21 protein-coding genes are annotated in these 20699 nt (G+C 60.6%); 11 read left to right on the plus strand and 10 right to left on the minus strand.

From position 1 onward, the window contains the following. Positions 1 to 4: 4 nt before the first annotated feature. Complete coding sequence (locus tag GIW48_RS12510) at positions 5 to 907, minus strand: DMT family transporter (protein WP_186618066.1); 903 nt, start codon at positions 905 to 907, stop codon at positions 5 to 7. Between the two features lie 137 nt (positions 908 to 1044). On the opposite strand from GIW48_RS12510, the gene GIW48_RS12515 reads away from it, so the two are divergent. After that, a complete protein-coding gene (locus GIW48_RS12515) occupies positions 1045 to 1920 on the plus strand; it encodes a helix-turn-helix domain-containing protein (protein ID WP_138453523.1) in 876 nt (291 codons plus the stop codon). Here GIW48_RS12515 and GIW48_RS12520 read toward each other — a convergent pair. From GIW48_RS12520 to GIW48_RS12550, 7 genes are all read right to left on the minus strand, one after another. Then, on the minus strand, positions 1917 to 4412 hold the full coding sequence (locus GIW48_RS12520; RefSeq protein ID WP_236460463.1) for a LuxR C-terminal-related transcriptional regulator: 2496 nt from the start codon (positions 4410 to 4412) through the stop codon (positions 1917 to 1919). The two genes, GIW48_RS12515 and GIW48_RS12520, sit on opposite strands and share 4 nt — an antisense overlap. 257 nt (positions 4413 to 4669) lie before the next feature. Beyond that, positions 4670 to 6028 carry a DUF1329 domain-containing protein gene (locus GIW48_RS12525; RefSeq protein ID WP_236460464.1) on the minus strand — a complete coding sequence of 453 codons (1359 nt, stop codon included), beginning with the start codon at positions 6026 to 6028 and terminating at the stop codon, positions 4670 to 4672. Between the two features lie 26 nt (positions 6029 to 6054). After that, positions 6055 to 7845 carry a DUF1302 domain-containing protein gene (locus GIW48_RS12530; RefSeq protein ID WP_099549448.1) on the minus strand — a complete coding sequence of 597 codons (1791 nt, stop codon included), beginning with the start codon at positions 7843 to 7845 and terminating at the stop codon, positions 6055 to 6057. A 482-nt stretch (positions 7846 to 8327) separates the two neighbouring features. Then, positions 8328 to 9239 (minus strand): SDR family oxidoreductase, encoded by a 912-nt coding sequence (locus tag GIW48_RS12535; RefSeq protein WP_017135080.1) that lies wholly within the window; start codon positions 9237 to 9239, stop codon positions 8328 to 8330. Between the two features lie 173 nt (positions 9240 to 9412). Then, positions 9413 to 10315, minus strand: coding sequence for an alpha/beta fold hydrolase (locus tag GIW48_RS12540; RefSeq protein ID WP_176992546.1), 903 nt, complete (start codon positions 10313 to 10315; stop codon positions 9413 to 9415). After that, entirely contained in the window at positions 10315 to 11097 is a 783-nt protein-coding gene (locus GIW48_RS12545) for a class II aldolase/adducin family protein (protein WP_017135082.1), read from the minus strand. Before GIW48_RS12545 ends, GIW48_RS12540 begins: the two co-directional genes overlap by 1 nt. A 276-nt stretch (positions 11098 to 11373) precedes the next feature. Next, on the minus strand, positions 11374 to 11829 hold the full coding sequence (locus tag GIW48_RS12550) for a flavodoxin (RefSeq protein ID WP_099549446.1): 456 nt from the start codon (positions 11827 to 11829) through the stop codon (positions 11374 to 11376). Positions 11830 to 11958: 129 nt separating this feature from the next. On the opposite strand from GIW48_RS12550, the gene GIW48_RS12555 reads away from it, so the two are divergent. Continuing rightward, a complete protein-coding gene (locus GIW48_RS12555; protein WP_017135085.1) occupies positions 11959 to 12426 on the plus strand; it encodes a PAS domain-containing protein in 468 nt (155 codons plus the stop codon). Between the two features lie 58 nt (positions 12427 to 12484). Next, positions 12485 to 13090: a hypothetical protein gene (locus tag GIW48_RS12560; protein ID WP_017135086.1), complete on the plus strand. Its 606-nt coding sequence runs from the start codon at positions 12485 to 12487 to the stop codon at positions 13088 to 13090. Between the two features lie 2 nt (positions 13091 to 13092). Here the strand turns inward: GIW48_RS12560 and GIW48_RS12565 are convergent, their stop codons facing one another. Further along, positions 13093 to 14052 carry a MerR family transcriptional regulator gene (locus GIW48_RS12565; RefSeq protein WP_176992544.1) on the minus strand — a complete coding sequence of 320 codons (960 nt, stop codon included), beginning with the start codon at positions 14050 to 14052 and terminating at the stop codon, positions 13093 to 13095. 211 nt (positions 14053 to 14263) lie between these two features. Here GIW48_RS12565 and GIW48_RS12570 point away from each other — a divergent pair, with 211 nt between their 5' ends. From GIW48_RS12570 to GIW48_RS12595, 6 genes are read left to right on the plus strand one after another with little or no spacing between them, the layout of a single operon-like run. Beyond that, on the plus strand, positions 14264 to 14821 hold the full coding sequence (locus GIW48_RS12570) for an antibiotic biosynthesis monooxygenase (RefSeq protein WP_099549444.1): 558 nt from the start codon (positions 14264 to 14266) through the stop codon (positions 14819 to 14821). 57 nt (positions 14822 to 14878) lie between these two features. Beyond that, a complete protein-coding gene (gene folM / locus GIW48_RS12575; RefSeq protein ID WP_099549443.1) occupies positions 14879 to 15589 on the plus strand; it encodes a dihydromonapterin reductase in 711 nt (236 codons plus the stop codon). A gap of 20 nt (positions 15590 to 15609) precedes the next feature. Further along, on the plus strand, positions 15610 to 16170 hold the full coding sequence (gene folE, locus GIW48_RS12580; RefSeq protein ID WP_017135090.1) for a GTP cyclohydrolase I FolE: 561 nt from the start codon (positions 15610 to 15612) through the stop codon (positions 16168 to 16170). A gap of 2 nt (positions 16171 to 16172) precedes the next feature. After that, entirely contained in the window at positions 16173 to 16544 is a 372-nt protein-coding gene (gene folX / locus GIW48_RS12585) for a dihydroneopterin triphosphate 2'-epimerase (protein WP_017135091.1), read from the plus strand. 16 nt (positions 16545 to 16560) lie between these two features. Further along, positions 16561 to 16857, plus strand: a complete 297-nt coding sequence (locus tag GIW48_RS12590; RefSeq protein ID WP_236460465.1) for a DUF1244 domain-containing protein — start codon at positions 16561 to 16563, stop codon at positions 16855 to 16857. Next, positions 16850 to 17188: a HopJ type III effector protein gene (locus GIW48_RS12595; protein ID WP_236460466.1), complete on the plus strand. Its 339-nt coding sequence runs from the start codon at positions 16850 to 16852 to the stop codon at positions 17186 to 17188. Before GIW48_RS12590 ends, GIW48_RS12595 begins: the two co-directional genes overlap by 8 nt. A 188-nt stretch (positions 17189 to 17376) precedes the next feature. On the opposite strand, the gene trxB is transcribed toward GIW48_RS12595, so the two are convergent. Then, the gene (trxB, locus tag GIW48_RS12600) at positions 17377 to 18339 is read right to left on the minus strand and encodes a thioredoxin-disulfide reductase (RefSeq protein WP_017137935.1); all 963 of its coding nucleotides are present in this window, start codon (positions 18337 to 18339) and stop codon (positions 17377 to 17379) included. A gap of 292 nt (positions 18340 to 18631) precedes the next feature. Between trxB and cysZ the strand changes: the two genes are divergently transcribed. Further along, on the plus strand, positions 18632 to 19396 hold the full coding sequence (gene cysZ / locus GIW48_RS12605; RefSeq protein WP_017137936.1) for a sulfate transporter CysZ: 765 nt from the start codon (positions 18632 to 18634) through the stop codon (positions 19394 to 19396). Positions 19397 to 19450: 54 nt separating this feature from the next. Next, on the plus strand, positions 19451 to 20629 hold the full coding sequence (locus tag GIW48_RS12610; RefSeq protein ID WP_186618083.1) for a glycosyltransferase family 4 protein: 1179 nt from the start codon (positions 19451 to 19453) through the stop codon (positions 20627 to 20629). The last annotated feature ends 70 nt before the right edge of the window (positions 20630 to 20699 follow it).

Here is a 20699-nt window from a genome sequence, read left to right on the forward strand (position 1 = left end):
CACATTAGATTGCCTTCGCCTTTAAGATTGGGTGAACCGACCGAGGCTTTCTGAACACCAGCACATTCCCCAACATCACCAACACCAGCCCCATCAGCGCCGGGGCGGTCCACTGGTATCCCTCGGCAAACGCCGACACGTTCAGCGCCACCACCGGAAACAGCACCGTGCAATACGCCGCCCGCTCCGGCCCCATGCGCCCAACCAGGGTGAGGTAGGCGGTAAAGCCGATCACCGAACCCGGAATCACCAAATACCAGAGCGCGCCGATATACCGCGCACTCCAGTCCATGTCGAAGGGAATGCCGCGCACCGCACAGTAAGTCGCCAGCATCAAAGCGCCATAGGCCATGCCCCACGCGTTGGTGGTCAGCGGCTTGAGCCCGGCCTTCTGTTGCAGGCTCGAGAGCATATTGCCCGCCGAGAAACACATCGTCCCCAACAATGCCAACCCCAGGCCGAGCAAGGTCTGCGGGCTGGCGGTATGCCCTGCCAGTTCCGGCCAGAATAGAAAGCCCAGCCCCAGCAACCCCAGCGCGCCGCCCATCAACACGTTACGTGCTACGCGCTGGCCAAAAAACACCCGGGCATTGAGGGCGTTCCACAACGTGGCGGTAGAAAACACGACTGCCACCAGACCGCTCGGGATCCATTGGCTGGCGGTCAGGAAGCACATGAAGTTGACGCAGAACAGGCACAGCCCCTGCGCCAGGCAGATCAAATGCCCGCGCCGGTTCATCACCTGCAACTTGCGGCTGAGCAGCAACAGCGCAAACAGCACCAGCGCCGCCAGGCCGAAGCGGTAGACGATCGACACGGGAATCGCCACGACGCCCAATTGCCATTTGAGGGCGATCCAGGTGGTGCCCCAGATCAGCACGGTGAGTAAATACAGGAAAAGGTTCATAGCGGGCTCCGTCGATTGAGGCACAGTGTCCCTTGGCAGCCGGCCGGCGCTCTTGCACATTCTTGCGCTTTTGTCGGGCGCAGGGATCACAGCTATCGCCGGCGGGAGTAGGATGCAAGGCGTCGGAGAGCACAACCATGCCAGATCTGGAATCCCTGCAAGTCTTTCAAGCCCTTAACCGCTCGCCCAACGCACGCCTGGAAGCCTGCGCCGAGCTCGGTGACGGTTTGTCTGCGGCCTTGTGGAGCAACCATCACGACTCGCAGGACTACCAGGCGCCGACCCATCACACCTTGTCCTGCTACATCGGCGGCGGCACCGGCACGTTTCGGCGCGATCAGCCTGGCACCAAGGGCGGCCCGGATAAACTCTGCATACTGCCCGCCGAGCACCAGTCGGCTTGGGTGATCAACGGTGAGATCCGCCTGGCCCACGTGTATTTCAGTCCCGAGCAATTTGCCCTCGGCTGCGTCACGTTGCTCGATCGCGAACCGCGGGAACTGCAACTGCGCGAAAGCACCTTCCTCGAAGACGCCAGCCAGGCCCAACGCTTTCACCAACTGATCGCCCTCAACTGGAAGGAGCCCGCCGAGCGCCTGCTGACCAGCAGTCTGGCCCATGAAATGCTCAGCCACACCTTGCTCAGCCAAGTCGGCGCACGCGATGGCCTGCGTTTGAAGGGCGGGTTGGCGGCGCATCAGCGGCGGCTGTTGGTGGAGTTTATCGACCACCACCTGGAAGACCCGATCAGCCTCGGGCAACTGGCCGGCCTGTGCGCGCTGTCGGAATACCATTTTGCGCGAATGTTCCGCCAAAGCTTCGGCCTGCCGCCCCACCAGTACCTGTTGGCACGTCGCCTGGCGCGTGCGCAAGCCCTGTTGCGTGGCGGCGCCCTGCCCCTTGGCGAGATTGCGTGGCGGTGTGGCTTCTCCAGCGCCAGCCACTTTACCCACCGTTTTCGCCAGGCCATGGGCGCCACGCCCGGGGAATACCGCCAGGCGTTCTGCGCCTAGACCATCAAGCCCAATGTCTTGGCCTTGGCCACCGCTTGGGTGCGTCGCTCCACGCCGAGCTTGCTGTGGATACGCCGCGCGTGAGTCTTGACGGTGTGCAGCGAGATAAACAGCCGGTCGGCGATTTCCAGGTTGGAGTTGCCTTGGGCGATCAGCTGCAGCACTTCCAGTTCGCGTTGGCTCAGCGGGTTTTCCACCACGCCACTGGGCGCCGCCGGGGTTTCCAGACCCAGCTCAATCAATAGCCCCGGCGCACGCAAACGCAGCTCGCGAATCGCCTGCTGCACCTGGCAGCGTTGCGCCAGCTCCAGCCCGGTTTGCAGGGCGCGCCGGGCCACGGCTGAGTCGCCCAACTGCCAGGCCACTTCGCCCAGCACCAGGTGCAGCTCGGTTTCCAGGCAGAGCATGCCGCGTTGTTGGGTGGTGTCGAGCAAGGCATACAGGCGCTCCATGGGCTGAACGGCCACACCCAGCTTCACCTCGGCCAGCACCAGCAAGTACTCCAGCCGTGGAATCAGTTCCAGCGTAGCCGGCGGTGCTTGCCGGGCCTGTGGCCCACGGAAGTGGCGCAGTACCCGGCGCACTGCTTCCACGGTCAGTTCGGCACGGCCCTGTTGCAACCAGAAGTGCCCACTGACCAACAACAGCACCGCGCGGTATACCGAGTCCGGCACATGGCGTTGCTGCATCAAGCGCTCCGCTTCGCGCAGCTGGGCAAACGCCTGGGCGTAATCGCCATGGTTGGCCGCCAGCAACGCCAGGCCGAGAAACCCATAGAGCACGCGCTTGTCCTGGCTGTGCAGGCACAGGCTCAAACCGCTCTCGAAACATTCACCGGCGAGCGTGTCCTGGCCTTGGCGCAACGCCAGATGCCCGCGCCGCAGGGCGATGCGCCCTACCAGTGGCCCCGCCTTGAGGCGCTGGCGCGCCAGCATCGCCTGCACATTTTCCAGCAGGCTTTGCGCCCGATACGGTGCACCGCGTTGCTCCAGCAATTGCGCATGATCCAGTTCCAGCAGCGCTTCCAGCACCAATGAACCATGGGCACGCGCCAGGCACAGCGCTTCGCGGTTCAAGGCTTGGCCCACGTCCAGCTCGCCGCGCAGCAAGGCTTGCTGGGTCAGGCCCGAAAGGCACATCAGCCGGGAAGTCCAGGCGCTGTCGGGCAACGCTTGCAAAGCCTCCAGAAAATGCTCGCGGGAGCGCTCGGCATCCCCATTGAGGTGCAACAACCAGCCCCATTGCGCCTGCCAGCGCGCCAGTAAATGCCGCTGTTTCGCCGCCGTCGGCTGTGGTGCAAACCGGGCAAGCTGGTCGATGCACACACCGGCTTGCTCAAAGCGCCCGGCGAACAACAATGCGGCCGTCACGAGCCCCACCAGTTGTGCGGAGCCAAGCATCAATTCATCGCCATGTTGCTCATGCAGACGCAGCAACAGCTGCGCATTCTGCTGACGGAACAAGTCTTCAAAACTGAAGTGTTGCAACAGGCTCACCGCCATCTCAAACGCTTCGGCCAGCAAGGCCTGTTCAAACGCGGCTTGCCAATCGCACTCGGCGGTAAACCATTGGCAGGCACGCCGATGCCAGGCGCGCTTGGCCGGCCAGGGCTCATCGCGCAGCAAGCGTGCGAGCGGCGCAAAGACCTGCAGCCAATCGGTGGTGTCTTCCCAGGGCTGGATAAAGGCGCCCAATGCCTGCAACTCCCGCAGGTAGTCGGCGCCGTCGCCAGCGCCGAACAGGTGCTCACACAGACCCGGGTTGAAGCGCGGCAGGTGCGCCAATACCCGCCAGGCCTCAGCCAACTCGACCGGCAAGGTGCGCAGCAGTTCGTGTTGCAGGTAGTCGAGCAAGGTTTTGTCCGGGTGACCATCACCGAGCAAGGCAATGCGTACACCAGCGCACCAACCGCCGCTGAACTGCATCACGCTGTCGAAGCTTTGCCCGCCGCCGAGCAGTTGCTGGACTTGCGCCGGGCTGAAGTTCAGCTCGCTGCACACCAACAGTTCATCGTCGAGCAACAGCCGCGGCCAGTTGCATGCCGGTCGCCGCCGCGCGCCCAGCCACCAGGTCAGCGCCGGGCTGGCGACACTGAGCAGGCGGTCGAGCAAAGCATCCAGCTCGGGCGCGGGCAGGCGGCAGTAATCATCCAGGAACAACCACGCCGTGGGCTGCCAGCGGCTGAGGTCAAGCAACAAGGTAGCTTCATCGACAAACGCCAGCCCCAGGTTGTGCGCCAAGCGTTGGCACAACTCATCGGGGCTCAAAGCCGCGCCATTGAGTGGCAGCCAATAGACCTGGCAACCCTTGGGCGCCTGCAAGGCACACTCGGCCAGTAACGCGCTTTTGCCACTGCCACCCGGCGCGCACAGCAACTTCACCCTCACGGTTGCTGCGAGCAACGGCTCGGTCAATTGCGGGCGTAACAGGTGATGGGCGGACAGCCGTGGCATGAATCCAGGACGGTCCAGGCAGCGGGTCATGGCGGTCATTGCTGCATCCTGCGTTTTTATTGTTATGCAACCTGACGCCACCCTAGTCCTGTGGTTGGCGGTTGTTGAAGAAGTATTCAGCGGGGTGATTGAAGGGCATTAATTAAAGGCAGAATGCAGACAACTGTGGGAGCTGGCTTATGTGGGAGCTGGCTTGCCTGCGATGCAGACACCTCGGTCTGACAGGCATACCGAGGTGATGCTATCGCAGGCAAGCCAGCTCCCACACAAGCTCGCTCCCATGTTTTATATCTGAGTCAGCGAACGCCCTCGGACCGCAGCGCTGCTGGCGTGTAGTCCGCCGCCTTGGCCGCGAAGCCGAACACGAAACTGCGCTTTTCCTCATTCTTCATGCCGAGCGCGATGTAGCGCCCGGCAATGATGTCGTACAGGGTTTCCACGGTGTAGGCCGGCACTTGGTGGTCGTAATAGAACTGCGCATGGCCTTCAGCAACGCGCCACAGTTGGCCTCGCCCGTCGTAGTGGTCCACCAGCGCGACCTGCCAGCTGTCTTCGTCAATGTACATGTGGCGCTTGGCGTAGATGTGCCGCTCGCTCGGCTTGACCGTGCCGACCACTTCCCACACGCGGTGCAGCTCGTAGCGGGTGAGGTCCTGGTTGATGTGCCCGGCCTTGATGATGTCGTCGTACTTGAGGGTCGGCGAATCGAGCTTGTAGCTGTTGTAGGGGATGTACATCTCTTTTTTGCTGACCAGTTTCCAGTCGTAGCGGTCGGGCGCGCCGGAGAACATGTCGAAGTTGTCGGTGGTGCGCAGGCCATCGGAGGCGGTGCCCGGGCCGTCATACGAGACTTGCGGTGCACGGCGCACGCGGCGTTGGCCGGCATTGTAGATCCAGGCCAGACGCGGCTCCTTCACCTGGTCGAGGGTTTCATGCACCAGCAGCACGTTGCCCGCCAGGCGTGCGGGCGCCGTGACCGATTGCTTGAAGAAGCTCAGCACGTTGGCCGCCTTGGCCTGGTCGATGTCCGGGATGGCTTGCGGCACCGCCACTTCTTCTTCGAAGCGAATCGGCGTGTAGCTGCCATTCGTTTGCGGGGTGGCCTGGGTGATGATGCGCTTGAGGTTACCGCCGTGATAACGGGTGATGTGGTTCCACAACACTTCCACGCCATTTTTCGGGATCGGGAACGCGTAGTAACGGTTGCCGGTGAAGTTTTCCAGGCCATTACCGTCGTTAATCGCGTGCACGTTCAGCGCGCTGCGCTTGATCGACTCGTAGATATCCGGCGGCAGGTTGACCGTGCGATGGGTCGGGTACACCGGGATCTTGTAGGTCTCGGGGTAACGCTTGAACATCGCCACCTGGCCGTCGGAGAGCTTGTCTTTGTACTTGTCGACCGTGGCGGCAGTGATCACGAACAGCGGTTTTTCATTGGCGAACGGGTCGGCCAGAAAGCCTTTGCTGTCCACCGCGCCAGCGTTTTTCGGGATGCCGCCGGTCCAGGCCGGGATCGAACCGTCGGCGTTGCCGGCTTTTTCGGCGCCGACCGGCGTCAGGGTGGTGCCGAGCTTGGCGGCCTCTTCGGGCGAGACGGCGGCCATGACGTGGGCGGCCAGTACACTCAGGGCCATCACTGCAAATAGCTTACGCATAGGTTGTTGTCCTTCCTTAAACCAAGTCAGAAGTTCACGCCGAAGCTGAGGGCGATAAAGTCGCGGTCGGTGAGGGTGTTGTAGTCACCGCCGAAAAAGTCGGTGTAGCTCAGGCTCGCGGTGTAGGTGTTGCGGTAGTCCGCATCCACGCCGACGCTGATCGCCTTGGCGCCTTCGTTGAAAATGCCGTTGGGGCCGTAGCCGCTGACGTCATGGGACCAGGACAGGTTGGGCTTGAGGTTCACCCCGGCGAACACGTTGTTGTAATCGAGGATCGCGCGGGCGCGGTAACCCCAGGAGTTCGCGGTGACGAAGCCGTCGGTGTCGCCGCCGAAACCATAGGCGCCATACACCGAATCGCGGCCATAACGCAGTTTGGTCTTGGCTTCCAGCCCGCCGACGTGCACATAGGCCGCCTCGCCCACCAGCGTCAGGCGTTCGGCGCCCAACACCTGGTCGAAGAATTGGGTCATGGTGCTCTGGATCTGGGTGATTTCCTTGCGGCGGTAACCTGAGTTGTCCGAGCCGAACGAACTGCGGATCGGCGAAGCGGTTTGGCCGGCAATCGGGTTGACCAGCGCCAGGGTCAGGTCGGTGGTGTTGAGTTGCACCGGCGCATTCGGCCGATAGCTGATTTCGCCGGTCCAGGCCGTGCCGGTGGGCAAGGTGGTGGAGAAGCTCGCGCCGTACAGGCGGATGTCTTCCGGGTAATCGAGGTAATACTGGCCACGCCCGAGCATGGTGCTCTGGGCCAGGCCCGAACCACTGCCGGGCGCGATGGCGTTGGCAGTGCTGACGATGCGGCCGATGGTGGCCAGGTTGGTGTTGGCGGTAATCGTGCCCACCGTTGGCGTGCGGCTGTGGTAGTTCATGAAGTAGAGGCCGTACTCGGTGTCATCGCCCAGCCAGCGCAAGGCCGCACCGAACTGGCCGCCATCGCGCGCTTCGCGGTCGTTGGCGCGCTGCACCACCACGCCTTCGCGCGTCACCTGAAAGCCCTGGCCAAATGCTGCGGCCACCGGTTGCAACGGCGCAATCGCCGGGCTGCCGACCGTGTAGTTGCCATTGCAGCCGTGAGCCACTACATCGTTACCGAAGAAGGTGCCGCAGTTATCCACCACGGTGTTTTCCCAGTTGAGTTGGTAAAAACCTTCCACCGACAGCTGGTTAGTCAGGCTTTGGGACGCGAACAGCATGTTGACCGGAATCAGGCCTTCCTTGATCTCGGCGCCTGGGCGGCGGAACGCCGAGACGTCGATGGGGTTGATGCTGTTGATCGAGTTACCGATAAACGTACTTTCACCCCAGCTCACCACCTGTTTGCCGACCCGCACGGCGCCCGGCAAATCGCCGATGGAATAGTTGTGATACACAAAAGCATCCAGCAGCTCGTAGCCGGACGAGCGCGCGCCTTCGTCGCGGTGGTTGTTGCTGATTTGCTTGAACTCGCGGTTTTCGTCCTGCAGTTCGAAGTCGTACCAGTACTTGCCGCGCACAAAGATGCCGCTGTCGCCGTACTTAAGCTCCAGGTCGTGAATGCCCTTGAATATCTTGGAGAAGGTCTCACCCTTCTTGAAGTTCAGCCGCCCGTCATCACCGGTGGACGCCTGCCCCGTGCCGCCGTTGGGAATGCCCACCAGCTTCTTGTCAGCATCGCGCATGCCCCAACTGGCGCCGACCGACAGCGAGGAATCGAATTGCCCTTCGATCTCGCCGATGTTGAATGAAACAGCCTGCGCCTGGGCGCAGAAACCCAGCGCAACCGCCGTGGCCAGCGCCTGTGGCGTGAAGATGGCGCGCATTGTTGTTTTTGTCATGCGTCTTCCCCGGTGAGTGACAGAAGGCCCCACCCTACTGCCGCCCCTCGGGAGCGATAAGCGCACCAAAGGGGTATTCGTGGTGTCGCTCGAAAGGATGAACAGGCGCTCTGGCCGCGGTTTGGGCGCCACCATGGATCAGGCAGATGGCGGATTATCAGGAGGATGGATAGCGCGCTGGCGATCATTACAGAAATTGCAACAGTCCTTGTCCTGAACTGCTATTACTCATTTTGTTACAACCGACTATTCTTAACGCACTTTCAGGGCAGATGGCCCGCTTGGGTAAATCCAGGAAAAGTCTGATTCCAATAGATTGGCCTAATGTTTCAATCTATTACCGCTGTTCACTGACGTTGATTTGTCGCTCCTTGATCCAACGTCTTACTTCGGCCGCTGCGTTTGCAGCGGCCTTTTTTATACCCAAAATAAAACGGGGCGCCTTTAGCGCCCCGTTTTATTCAACTGTGTTCAAGCAACGATCAGAGGCTGAACTTCTGCAAATTGGCCATCATCTCTTTCAACGCTTCGATGTTGTCCTTGGGGTGCGCAGCGCCTTCGAAGTCGCAGATCTGCGCCCAGTGCGCCGCCACATCGTCGGGTGAGAACCCGGCCTCAGGGTCAAACCCCACGCCCAGGCTGCGCTCCCAGCGGGTTTTGCCGATCCAGCCGCCGCCGACTTCAAACAAGCCCGAGGTGTCCTGGCACGCCTCGCTGCCCAGGTACACCACCAACGGGCTGACCAGTTCCGGCTTGAGGCGTTCGAACACCTGTGGCGGGATCAGGCCTTCGGTCATGCGCGTGCCGCCGGTGGGGGCGATGGCATTGACCAGGATGTTGTTCTTGCGCCCTTCCAGCGCCAGGGTGCGGGTCAAACCGTAGAGGCCCAGCTTGGCCATGCCGTAGTTGGACTGGCCGAAGTTGCCATAGATGCCCGAGGTGGACGCGGTAAAGATCACGCGGCCATAACCCTGCTCGCGCATGTGCGGCCAGGCGGCGCGGGTAACTTTGTAGGCACCTTCGACATGCACGCGGTACACCAGGTCCCAGTCACTGTCGTCCATTTTGTGGAAGGTCTTGTCGCGCAGGATGCCGGCGTTGTTGACCACCACGTCGACACGGCCGAACACGTCGAGTGCGTGCTGGACGATCTTGTCCCCCTCGGTTACGGAGTCATGGTTGGCCTCGGCAGTACCGCCCGCCTCGCGAATCTCCGCCACTACACGGTCGGCGGCCGAGGCATTCGCGCCTTCGCCCTGGGTCGAGCCGCCGAGGTCGTTGACCAGCACTTTGGCCCCGTGCCTGGCAAACAGCAGCGCATGGGCACGGCCCAGCCCGCCGCCGGCACCGGTGACGATCACGACCTTATCCTGGAACTGCACTGACTCACTCATACCGAACTCCGTTGGCGACATTGGCAATGGGTTGAGTGTCACGCACGCAGCCTTTGGTCACAATAAACACGGCCGAGGCTGAATGGTGCTCAATAAGACAGCGCGATGATCAACCGGCTGTTGTGGCGAGGGAGCTTGCTCCCGCTGGGCTGCGCAGCAGCCCGGGATTGGCCTCAGGAGTAGGCCACTCGCGGCGCCGGCTGACCGATACGTTCGCGAAACGCCAAATAATGCTTGAGCACCAGCACCGGCGCTTCGATCTGCGGGTAGTGGCCGATATTGGTCAGTAATACCGAGTCGGCATTGGGCACCAACTGGCGATAACGCTCCACCATATGCGCACCGGAAATGGGATCGACTTCGCCGTCGATTACCCGCAGCGGCACTTCATTGCGTTGCATCGCCGCCACCCAGCGTTCACGCAGACGGCGGCGCTGGGGAATGTAGGCAATCAACTTATGCAGGATACGCGGGCCGTCATTGCAGTTGATCAAGCTCCAGAAGTCATCCAGTGCACTTTCACTGGGCCGCGTGTTCGGGCCGAAAATCTGGCTGAAACTGTTCGACAAAGCGTTGCGCCCAAAGGCACGGCCGATCATCCAGCCGAGTGGGCTGAGCAAGAGTTTCTGCACCAATGCCGGGCGATGGGTCTCGGGAAACAGCCCACCATTGAGGAACACGCAGCTGGCCATCAGGAAGCGGCCGTCGTAATGGCGCGCCAGTAATTCCTGGGCCACGCTGTCGCCATAGTCATGGGCCAACACATGCACCGGCCGCTCCACACGCAGGTGTTCGAGCAGCGCCTGTTGCAGGTCCGCCTGCTCCAGCAGGCAATAATCGTGGTTCAGCGGCTTGGCCGAATCGCCAAACCCAAGCATGTCGCAGGCGATCACCAAGTTACGCTGGGCCAGGGGCTGCCACAGGTAGTGCCAGTCCCAACTGGCGGTGGGAAAGCCATGAATCAATAGCAACGGCTCGCCCTGCCCCGCCACCCAGTAACGGATCATGTGGCCACGGAAGAGAAATTCCTGGCCACGTTTGCGCCAGGCTCTGAGCGGTATCTCGGCGAGTGGCATCAGCTTTTATACCCGGGATCTTGCAGGTCCAATTTACGCAACAGCGCCGGCCACGCCAGTGCACCACCCATACCTTGCGCGCTCTTTGTGACAACCGCCACCATCGCCTTGGCACCCGCCAGAATCTGCGGCTCAATGGCAATTAATTCGGCGCCGCCGTTTTGCGCCAGCACCTGGATGTCGCAAGCGCGCTGGAAGGTGAACATCATTAAAAACGTGTCAGCGATCGAACCAGCGCAGGTCAACAGACCGTGGTTGTGCAGCATGAGGAAATTGTTGTCGCCCAGGTCCGCCTGTAAGCGGGCTTTTTCTTCAGGGTTGAGCGCCACGCCTTCATAGGCGTGATAGGCCAGGCTGGACAAGACAAAGGTGGATTGCTGGCTGATCGGCAGCACGCCCTGCTTCTGCGCCGACACCGCAACGCCCGCGGCGGTGTGGGTGTGCAGCACACAGACCACGTCGTGGCGCACTTCATGGATGGCACTGTGGATGGTGTAGCCGGCGGGGTTGATCTCGTAAGGGCTGTCCATCAGCTTGTTGCCGGCCTGATCAACCTTGACCAGGCTCGACGCCGTTATCTCATGAAACATCAAGCCATAGGGGTTGATCAGGAAATCATCGGTACCCGGCACCTTGGCGGAAATATGCGTGAAGATCAGGTCGTCCCAGCCATGCAGCGCCACCAGGCGATAGCAGGCCGCGAGGTCGACGCGGGTCTGCCATTCGGCAGCGCTGACCTGGTCTTTGACATTCTGTGGCGATAGAACAGGGGCTAGGCTCACGGCAACAACCTCCTTGGTTCGCGTTCTTATTATTTTTCTGGATGAGGAGCCAGTCTAGTCAGGCGCGATGACGCAAGGAGTTGCCTTGGCAGCCAGCTTGATGACTGAGCGAGTCAGTCATGAGAATAGTACAAACGGTGTCAGAGAAGTGCCGCCAATAAAGGCACGGCGAACAGGTTGAGCAAGCCCGTCAGCACGAGCCAGAACACCGGCATCAGCTTGCGCTGGGGCATTGCCTTTATCTGGCGTGGCGGGCCTTGCTGCGTGAATTCCCGGTCAAGCGCGCAGTGCCGTGACCAATTCGGCCAGCCAAGGCTCGGCGTCGGCTTCCGGGGTCACGCTTTCGCTGGCGTCCAGGCGCAGCATCGGCAGCACTTCGCGTACGCCCAGTTCGGCGAACAGTTCGCGCATTTGCTCGCCGCCACCGCAGAACGTGTCGCCATAGCTGGCGTCGCCCAGGCCGATCACCGCACCGGGCAGGTCGCGCCAGGCGGCTGGCAGTTGGTCACGAATGGTCGAATACAGCGGTTGCAGGTTGTCGGGAAGTTCACCCATGCCGGTGGTCGATGTGACCGCCAGGAATGCCTCGGGGGCAAAGGCTTGCACGTCGGCCAAGGTGGCGCGTGGGTTATGCCAGGCTTCAAAACCGGCGGCGTTGAGGATACCGGCTGCGTGGCGGGCGACTTCTTCAGCTGTGCCGTAGACCGAGCCGGAAAGGATGGCGACTTTCATCAATCTGATCCTGTAGTTGAGCGAAAGCGTGGGATATTAGCAGCTGACACAAATATTTCAGTGCACACCGTGCAACATTCAAAAGTTGCCATAGAATTCAGGCTTTAAAAACATGCGATGGATTGCTCAATGATCAACGCCAACCTGATGCAACTGGTGATCAACGCTTCTAACGACGGTATCGTCGTCGCCGAACGTGAAGGCCAGGACAAGCCGCTGATCTACGTGAACCCGGCGTTCGAGCGTTTGACCGGTTACACCCTGGACGACATCCTGTATCAGGATTGCCGCTTCCTGCAGGCGGGTGACCGTGACCAACCGGCGCTGATGGCCATTCGTGAAGCCCTCGACAGCGGTGGCGCCTGCCGGGAGATACTGCGCAATTACCGCAAGGACGGCACGCACTTCTGGAATGAGCTGTCGCTTTCCACGGTTTACAACAAGGCCGACAAGCAAACGTATTTTGTCGGTGTGCAAAAAGACGTTACGGTTCAGGTGAAAGCGCAGCAACGCATCGCTCAGTTGGAAGCCCAAGTGGCCGAGCTTAAAGATGAGCTGGCGGCACTCAAGGCGACGAGCGGAATTAACAAAGTGTAAAAAATGCGGTCTTTAGAGCGATAATGGCTTTTTAATGCCTCACCCTTGAGCTACATCAATGCAACGCGACGCGCTATTGACGCAGGACGAGCTGGATTTTATCCAGGACATGCAGCACAACCCGCAACTCAACCTGCGGGATGCCTGGTCGAGCCTGACCGTTAATGGCGGTGCGCAGATTCGCGATTTGCTCACGCGCCTGGCCGCTCACGACCACGTCACCATCCAGGCACAGTTCGACAACCAGCAACTGACCTTCCCGCTGCATTTGGTGGAAGACGAGTTTCATGCGGTGCATCTGCGCTTGGGCGTGCCGAGCATTTTTGAAGATGGGCCAATGATCCGTCCATGGCGCCTGGCGCTTGAAGCCCCCGTGGCGATGGAAAACGTCAGGGGCAACCCTGCCGCGCTATGGGTGCATGAGGTGTCATTCAAGGGCGTACTGGTGGAAATTCGCGGTCGGGTCAAACCGCCGAAAACCTTTTCCCTGTGGTTCAGCCCGTCCGGTTACGAGCGTATTGCCTTGCGCGGCACGCTGGAACGGGAAACCGCGCGGGGTCTGTTCGCTTATCGCCTGAGCCAGAGTGACGCGAATGAGATCGAACGGTTACGCCAGTTCATCCTGCATCAGCACCGGTTGGTCCATCCGCACGTACACGCCTGAAATCAACTATCCAACTGGCCTGCAAGAAACTGCTGCAAGCGGCTCTGCATCTGGCGCCCTTCGCTGCCCAGGCAGCCGATAGACGAACCGGCCAGATCACCCTCGGCCAGGTCCGCAGCGGCACCGGCCAGGAACAGTGGGCAATCCAGGGTCAACGCCAGACGGTTCAGGCGCGCTGCCAGATCATGGTTATGCCAATGGTTGGAGAAAATCACCAGCGCCTTGGGCCGGATCTTTTCACACACCAATGTCAGTTCATCAAAGGGCTGGCCCATGCCCAGCACTTTCACCGGCGTGTCTTCGTGACTGAGCATCAGCGCCGCTACCAGCAGTTCCAATTTACGGCATTCGCCAGGCATGGCCGCCAGCAACACCCGCGGCGCGAGTGGGGCACTGGCAAGCTGCAAGCGCTCAAAGGTACGCATGCGCAGGAAGGTGTCGTAAAAAAGCCATTCACTGGCCTGGCCAAAATGCCCCTGGTGGCGCATCAGATCGCTCCAGAGGGGCATCAGGATGTCCTGGAACGCAACGTTCAGCGGGTAAGTCGCGAAAACCTGACCGTACAGGCTTTCCAATTGGCGATCGTCAAAGGCTTTGACCGCCTGCAGCAACCGCAGCCGCCACTGTGACCACTCACTCTCGTCGACCTTATCGCCCTCGGCACGAATGGTCTCAGCCTGCTGATCGTCACGGGCGAGGATCTTACCGACCTTGCTCACGGCCACGCCGCGTTCAATCCAGTCGAGAATACGATTGACGGTCACAATATCGGCGCTGGAGTAGAGCCGATGCCCGCTTTCGGTGCGCGTTGGCTGGATCAGGCCATACCGCCGCTCCCAGGCTCGCAGTGTGACCGGGTTCACACCTGTCAGTCTTGACACTTCACGGATCGGAAACAGCTCATCTGAGACGGTTGATTCCAGTTGCGAAATGCTATCAATGGGCACATTAATCACGGGCATTTTGAGCCAAAAAGCCAACGTTATTTGGGGTCCCATTTAACGCCTTTCTACCTGTCCTTTTCAAGGCCGTTACTTTTCGGACCACTGCCGCTGGCGTATTTCTTCAAAACAGGAATAATCCTTGCCTGCTTTTTGGTGATGGTCTTACCCGACCGCCACCTTAGTGCGCCACCTACCCGGCTTGGCGCACCTGATTACTTGGAGATACACAATGTCTACCTCTCCCGTCACCTTGATGGTTGCGCGCCGCGTGGCCAAAGGGCGCTATGAAGAATTGATGGCCTGGCTGCGCGAAGGCGAGCAATTGGCCACTGACTTCCCCGGCTACCTGGGTTCCGGCGTGCTTGCGCCGCCGCCCAATGATGATGAGTTTCAGATCATCTTCCGCTTCGCCGATGAAAAAACCCTGCATGCCTGGGAGTTCTCCGCCTCGCGCAGCGCCTGGCTAAGCCGTGGCAGCGAACTGTTTGCCGACCCGTCCGAGCATCGCGTCAGTGGCATCGATGGCTGGTTCGGTGCCGTGGGTGCACGACCACCGCGCTGGAAACAGGCGGTGGCGATCTGGCTGGCATTTTTCCCGGTGTCGCTGCTGTTCAACTTCGGCCTGGGGCCGCTGCTCAGCGAGTTGGACATGTTCCCGCGTGTGCTGGTCAGTACCCTGGCACTCACGCCGCTGATGGTTTACTTCTTTATTCCTCTATCGACCCATCTGCTCGCGAGCTGGTTGCATCCAACACCAACGCCCAAGGCTACCCAAGCCGCTGCTTGAGTACAGGCGTGGCCGGTCGCTGGTATAGTTTCAACCTGCCAGCGACTCGAGCCTCCCATGACGGTAACCAACGCCCCGATCCTGATCACCGGTGCCGGCCAGCGTGTCGGCCTTTATTGTGCCGAGCGCCTGCTCGACGAAGGCCACGCGGTGATTTTCAGCTACCGCAGCGAACGCCCAGGCGTTGAGGCCTTGCGCGCGCGTGGCGCGCTCGGCGTGTTTGCCGACTTCTCCACTGAGGCCGGGATTCTGGCCTTTATCGCCGAACTGAAAACCCATACCGACAGCCTGCGTGCGATCATCCACAACGCGTCGGCGTGGGTTGCCGAAACACCTGGCGACGAAAGCCGCGCCTTTACCGACATGTTCAGTGTGCACATGCTTGCGCCGTATCTGATCAACCTGCATTGTTCACCTTTGCTGCAACGCTCGACACCCGCCGATATCGTGCACATCAGCGATGACGTGGTGCGCAAGGGCAGCCGTCAGCACATCGCCTACTGCGCCACAAAAGCCGGCCTCGACAGCCTTACACTTTCGTTCGCTGCGCAGTTTGCGCCGCTGATCAAGGTCAACGGCATCGCGCCGGCGATGGTGATGTTCAACGCGGGCGATGATGCAGCGTACCGCGCCAAGGTGCTGGCCAAGTCAGCGCTGGGCATCGAGCCTGGGCCTGCGGTGATCTACCAGAGTGTGCGTTACCTGCTGGACAACCCGTATGTCACCGGAACCACCCTGACCGTCAACGGCGGGCGGCATATCAAGTAAGCCGTTTGTGAGGATGTTGTATGACCTTGTCCCTGCCCCAACACTACCGCGAGATCCTCAAAGGCCTGGGCGAAGACCCGGAGCGCGAAGGCTTGCTCGACACCCCCAAGCGCGCCGCCAAGGCCATGCAGTACCTGTGTCATGGCTATGAGCAGGACCTGGAAACCATCGTCAACGGCGCATTGTTCGCCTCCGATAACGACGAGATGGTGATCCTCAAGGACATCGAGTTGTATTCGCTGTGCGAACACCATTTGCTGCCCTTTATCGGCAAGGCCCATGTGGCCTATATACCGACCGGCAAGGTGCTGGGCCTGTCGAAGCTGGCGCGCATTGTCGACATGTACGCGCGGCGCCTGCAGATCCAGGAAAACCTCACGCGGCAGATCGCCGACGCTATCCAGCAGGTCACCCAAGCCGCAGGCGTGGCGGTGGTAATTGAAGCCAAGCACATGTGCATGATGATGCGCGGCGTGGAAAAACAGAATTCAACCATGAACACCTCAGTGATGCTCGGCGCGTTCCGCGAGTCGAACACCACGCGTATGGAGTTCCTGCAACTGATCGGACGGAGCAAGTAGCAATGCCACAACTTCAACCAGGCATGGCGCGCATCCGGGTCAAGGACCTGTGCCTGCGCACCTTTATTGGCATCAATGAAGATGAGATCAACAACAAGCAGGACGTGCTGATCAACCTGACTATCCTGTATGCCGCCCAGGAAGCCGTGCGCGACAATGACATCGACCACGCGCTGAATTACCGCACCATCACCAAGGCGATTATTGCCCACGTCGAAGGCAATCGCTTTGCGCTGCTCGAACGCCTGACGCAAGAGTTGCTGGACCTGGTGATGAGCAATGAGTCCGTGCTGTACGCCGAAGTCGAAGTGGACAAGCCCCATGCGCTGCGCTTTGCCGAGTCGGTGTCGATAACCCTCGCAGCCAGCCGCTGATAGTTAAGTGAGCCTTATGAACGATCAACAACGCCTCGAACTCGAAGCCGCCGCCTTCCGCCGGTTGGTGGCCCACCTGGACAGCCGCAAGGATGTGCAGAACATCGACCTGATGAACCTCTCGGGCTTTTGCCGCAACTGCTTATCCAAGTGGTATAAGGCCGAGGCCGACGAGCGCCACATCGAGCTGAGCCTCGATGATGCCCGCGAAGTGGTGTACGGCATGCCGTATGCCGAGTGGAAAGCCCAATACCAGCAAGAAGCCAGCGCCGACCAACAGGCGGCGCTCGCCAAAGGAAAACCCCATGACTGATCTGAACACCCTGCGCGCCAGCCTCAACAGCGGCGAACACGTTTTTGCCGACACCCTGGCTTTTGTAGCTGCCGGTTACGACTACCAGCCGCAGGCTTTTACCAATGGCGGCGTAGAAAATGCTGCTGGTCAGAACGAAGGTTCATGCAAGACCTTGGGCTTGGCGCTGCTGGAAGGCTTGAGCGACCAGGAAGCGCTGCTGGCGTTTGGTGAGCATTACCGTTCGGTGGTGGCAACGCCAGAGGGCAGTGATCACGGCAATATCCGCGCGTTGATTGTGCATGGCTTGGCCGGCGTGAAGTTCACCGCACCACCCCTGACCCGCCGCTGATTCAATCTGCCACCCCGGTTTAAGGTGGGAGCTGGCTTGCCTGCGATGGCGGTGTTGACTGACACACCGCCATCGCAGGCAAGCCAGCTCCCACATTGAATCGGGTTGGCACATCAGCACTGTGGTGCGGCTTGAATCGTGCGCATAAAAAAACCGGCCTCTCAGCCGGTTTTTTCATTTCAACGGGTTTAGAACGCAGCGTCCTTCAAACCGTCGAGGTAACGCTCAGCGTCCAAGGCCGCCATGCAACCGGCGCCGGCCGAGGTGATGGCCTGGCGGTACACGTGGTCAGCCACGTCACCGGCGGCAAAGATGCCTTCGATGTTGGTCGCAGTGGCGTTGCCTTCACGGCCGCCTTGCACAACCAGGTAGCCATCTTTGGCTTCGAGCACGCCTTCGAACAGCGAGGTGTTCGGGGTGTGGCCGATGGCGATGAACACGCCGTCGACTTTCAGCTCGTCGAAGCTGCCGTCGTTGTTTTTCAGGCGAGCACCGGTCACGCCCATGTTGTCGCCCAGGACTTCATCCAGGGTGGCGTTGAGCTTGAGGATGATCTTGCCTTCAGCCACACGGGCGTGCAGTTTGTCGATCAGGATCTTCTCGGCGCGGAAGGTCTCGCGGCGGTGAACCAGGGTCACGGTGCTGGCAATGTTGGCCAGGTACAGCGCTTCTTCCACGGCGGTGTTGCCGCCACCGACCACAGCGACCGGCTTGTTGCGGTAGAAGAAACCGTCGCAGGTCGCGCAGGCGGAGACGCCTTTGCCCATGAACGCTTCTTCCGATGGCAGGCCCAGGTAACGGGCGCTGGCGCCGGTAGCGATGATCAGCGCGTCACAGGTATAGACACCGCTGTCGCCGGTCAGGCTGTAAGGCTTTTTCGAGAAGTCGACTTGGTTGATGTGGTCGAACACGATCTCGGTTTCAAAGCGCTCAGCGTGCTCTTTCATACGCTCCATCAGCACCGGGCCGGTCAGGCCGTGGACGTCGCCCGGCCAGTTGTCGACTTCCGTGGTGGTGGTCAACTGACCACCTGCCTGCATGCCGGTAATCAGCAGCGGCTTGAGGTTGGCCCGGGCAGCGTAGACGGCAGCGCTGTAACCGGCAGGGCCGGAACCGAGAATAATCACTCGCGAATGACGGGTATCAGACATGACTCACTCCTATCGACCGCCCGGACCACAAGGCAGCTGGAATAAAAAAGGACCGCGAAGCACTTGGGGAAGGCTTGAACTCGCAGGCCCTGAAAATAATGGGTGCAGCGTATAGAGGGGGGCAAGATTAAGGAAATACGGAATAACAATCCAGCTCATAGGTGGTCTCTATGCAGTCGCCGCGATTAATCGACACCCTGGTTGCCTAGATGTTACCGCTGATGTCGCCGCTTTCGCCGAAGAAGCAAAGCCGGTAAGGTCGGCGCGTTCGTCTTCTTGCTCGGAGTTCTCCATGCCTGCCCCTGCTCTTTCTGGCCCGCAATACCTGCGTGAAGGCCTCAAACTGGTGTTGAGCCCTGGCCTGCGCCTGTTTGTGCTGCTGCCGTTGGCGATCAACCTGGTGCTGTTCGTCGGCTTGATCTATTTCGCCGGCCATCAGTTCAGCCTGTGGGTCGACACTTTGATGCCGACGCTGCCTGGCTGGCTGAGTTTCCTCAGCTACATCCTGTGGCCCTTGTTTGTGGTGCTGGTGGTGTTGATGGTGTTTTTCACCTTCACCATGCTCGCCAATATCATCGCTGCGCCGTTTAACGGTTTTCTCTCGGAGAAAGTGGAGGTGGTGGTGCGCGGCACCGATGACTTCCCGGCCTTCAGCTGGGGCGAGTTGATGGCCATGGTCCCGCGCACCCTGGCGCGGGAAATGCGCAAACTGGGTTACTTCCTGCCACGGGCCATCGGCCTGTTTATCCTGTCGTTCATTCCGGTGGTCAACCTGATCGCCGCGCCGCTGTGGCTGCTGTTCGGCGTGTGGATGATGGCGATCCAGTACATCGACTACCCGGCGGACAACCACAAGCTGGGCTGGAACGAAATGCTCGCCTGGCTGCGCCAGAAGCGCTGGCAAAGCATGAGTTTTGGCGGCATTGTTTATCTGGTGCTGCTGGTGCCGGTGGTCAACCTGCTGATGATGCCGGCGGCCGTGGCCGGGGCTACGCTGTTCTGGGTGCGTGAGCAAGGGGCCGAGGCGATGGCACGGCAGGCGATAGCCAAGTCATAAATCCATCATCATAGAGTCACAATGACGACATGGCCCACGGTGACACTGTGGGTCATGACGACAGCCTCGCTCCACATCACCCTGATTACCGAAACCTTCCCGCCGGAGATCAATGGGGTGGCCAATACCCTTGGCCGCCTGTGCGAGGGTTTGCGCGCGCGCGGCCATCAGGTCGAGTTGGTGCGCCCCCGCCAGGGCATCGATCAAAGCCGGCCCAGCGACGATGGGTTGCTGCTGTGTCGCGGCTGGCCACTGCCGGGGTACCCGGGGCTGCAATGGGGCCAGTCGTCGATGCACAAGTTGCTGCGGCGCTGGACACGCCAGCGCCCGGACGTGCTGTACATCGCCACTGAGGGGCCGCTGGGGCTGTCGGCGCTACGTGCGGCGCGGCGCCTGGGGATCAGCGTGGTCAGCGGGTTTCACACCAACTTCCAGCAGTACTCCAATCAATATGGCTTGAGCCTGCTCAGCCGCATGGTGACCCATTACTTGCGCTGGTTTCACAACCGCTCGACCCTGACCCTGGTGCCCAGCGCGAGCCAGCGCCTGGAGTTGGAACGTCGCCACTTCGAGCGCCTGGGCATGTTGTCACGCGGCGTCGACAGCCAGTTGTTCCACCCCGCCAAACGCGATAACGCGTTGCGTGAAAGCTGGGCGCTGAATAACGATCAAATCGCCGTACTGCATGTAGGCCGACTGGCACAGGAAAAAAACCTGGGGCTGCTCAAGCGCTGCTTTGAAACCTTGCAGGACACCTACCCACTGCGCCAGATGAAACTGATCATCGTCGGCGACGGCCCGCAACGGGCGACGCTGGAAAAGGAACTGCCCGAGGCGGTGTTCTGCGGCACCTTGCGCGGCGAAGAACTGGCACGGCATTACGCGTCCGGCGATGTGTTCCTGTTCCCCAGCCTGACCGAAACTTTCGGCAATGTGGTGCTGGAAGCCATGGCCTCCGGCCTGGGTGTGGTGGCTTACGACCAGGCGGCCGCCACCCAGCATATTCGCCATGGCTACAACGGCGTGCTGGCGATGCCAGGGGATGAGGGCGCGTTTTGTGACGCTGCCAATTGGCTGCTGGAAGATGCGGAGAGTTTGCGCCGCATGCGCTTGAATGCTCGTCAGCATGCGAGCCGCCAGGGCTGGCCGGCGATTATCGAACAGTTTGAGCGCCAATTGCGCGGGGTGTGCGGCGAGCGGACAGTGATTGCAGGGCAGTCGCGGTTGATCTGATGCCTGTGTTGGCCGTTAGATCGCTATCGCAGGCAAGCCCGGCTCCCACATTGGAACGCATTTTCCTGTG

This window comes from Pseudomonas sp. PA-6-3C (genome assembly GCF_021605825.1).
GTDB classification, from domain to species: domain Bacteria; phylum Pseudomonadota; class Gammaproteobacteria; order Pseudomonadales; family Pseudomonadaceae; genus Aquipseudomonas; species Aquipseudomonas edaphica.

Bases quoted from the DNA above. Each gene is read 5' to 3' on its own strand.
- folE (WP_017135090.1), top strand. From the start codon at position 15,610: ATGACCTTGTCCCTGCCCCAACACTACCGCGAGATCCTCAAAGGCCTG.
- GIW48_RS12555 (WP_017135085.1), top strand. From the start codon at position 11,959: ATGATCAACGCCAACCTGATGCAACTGGTGATCAACGCTTCTAACGAC.
- GIW48_RS12590 (WP_236460465.1), top strand. From the start codon at position 16,561: ATGAACGATCAACAACGCCTCGAACTCGAAGCCGCCGCCTTCCGCCGG.
- GIW48_RS12520 (WP_236460463.1), bottom strand. From the start codon at position 4,412: ATGACCGCCATGACCCGCTGCCTGGACCGTCCTGGATTCATGCCACGG.
- GIW48_RS12515 (WP_138453523.1), top strand. From the start codon at position 1,045: ATGCCAGATCTGGAATCCCTGCAAGTCTTTCAAGCCCTTAACCGCTCG.
- folX (WP_017135091.1), top strand. From the start codon at position 16,173: ATGCCACAACTTCAACCAGGCATGGCGCGCATCCGGGTCAAGGACCTG.
- GIW48_RS12535 (WP_017135080.1), bottom strand. From the start codon at position 9,239: ATGAGTGAGTCAGTGCAGTTCCAGGATAAGGTCGTGATCGTCACCGGT.
- GIW48_RS12540 (WP_176992546.1), bottom strand. From the start codon at position 10,315: ATGCCACTCGCCGAGATACCGCTCAGAGCCTGGCGCAAACGTGGCCAG.
- GIW48_RS12510 (WP_186618066.1), bottom strand. From the start codon at position 907: ATGAACCTTTTCCTGTATTTACTCACCGTGCTGATCTGGGGCACCACC.
- cysZ (WP_017137936.1), top strand. From the start codon at position 18,632: ATGCCTGCCCCTGCTCTTTCTGGCCCGCAATACCTGCGTGAAGGCCTC.
- GIW48_RS12595 (WP_236460466.1), top strand. From the start codon at position 16,850: ATGACTGATCTGAACACCCTGCGCGCCAGCCTCAACAGCGGCGAACAC.
- folM (WP_099549443.1), top strand. From the start codon at position 14,879: ATGACGGTAACCAACGCCCCGATCCTGATCACCGGTGCCGGCCAGCGT.
- GIW48_RS12530 (WP_099549448.1), bottom strand. From the start codon at position 7,845: ATGACAAAAACAACAATGCGCGCCATCTTCACGCCACAGGCGCTGGCC.
- GIW48_RS12550 (WP_099549446.1), bottom strand. From the start codon at position 11,829: ATGAAAGTCGCCATCCTTTCCGGCTCGGTCTACGGCACAGCTGAAGAA.
- GIW48_RS12560 (WP_017135086.1), top strand. From the start codon at position 12,485: ATGCAACGCGACGCGCTATTGACGCAGGACGAGCTGGATTTTATCCAG.
- GIW48_RS12570 (WP_099549444.1), top strand. From the start codon at position 14,264: ATGTCTACCTCTCCCGTCACCTTGATGGTTGCGCGCCGCGTGGCCAAA.
- GIW48_RS12565 (WP_176992544.1), bottom strand. From the start codon at position 14,052: ATGCCCGTGATTAATGTGCCCATTGATAGCATTTCGCAACTGGAATCA.
- GIW48_RS12610 (WP_186618083.1), top strand. From the start codon at position 19,451: ATGACGACAGCCTCGCTCCACATCACCCTGATTACCGAAACCTTCCCG.
- trxB (WP_017137935.1), bottom strand. From the start codon at position 18,339: ATGTCTGATACCCGTCATTCGCGAGTGATTATTCTCGGTTCCGGCCCT.
- GIW48_RS12525 (WP_236460464.1), bottom strand. From the start codon at position 6,028: ATGCGTAAGCTATTTGCAGTGATGGCCCTGAGTGTACTGGCCGCCCAC.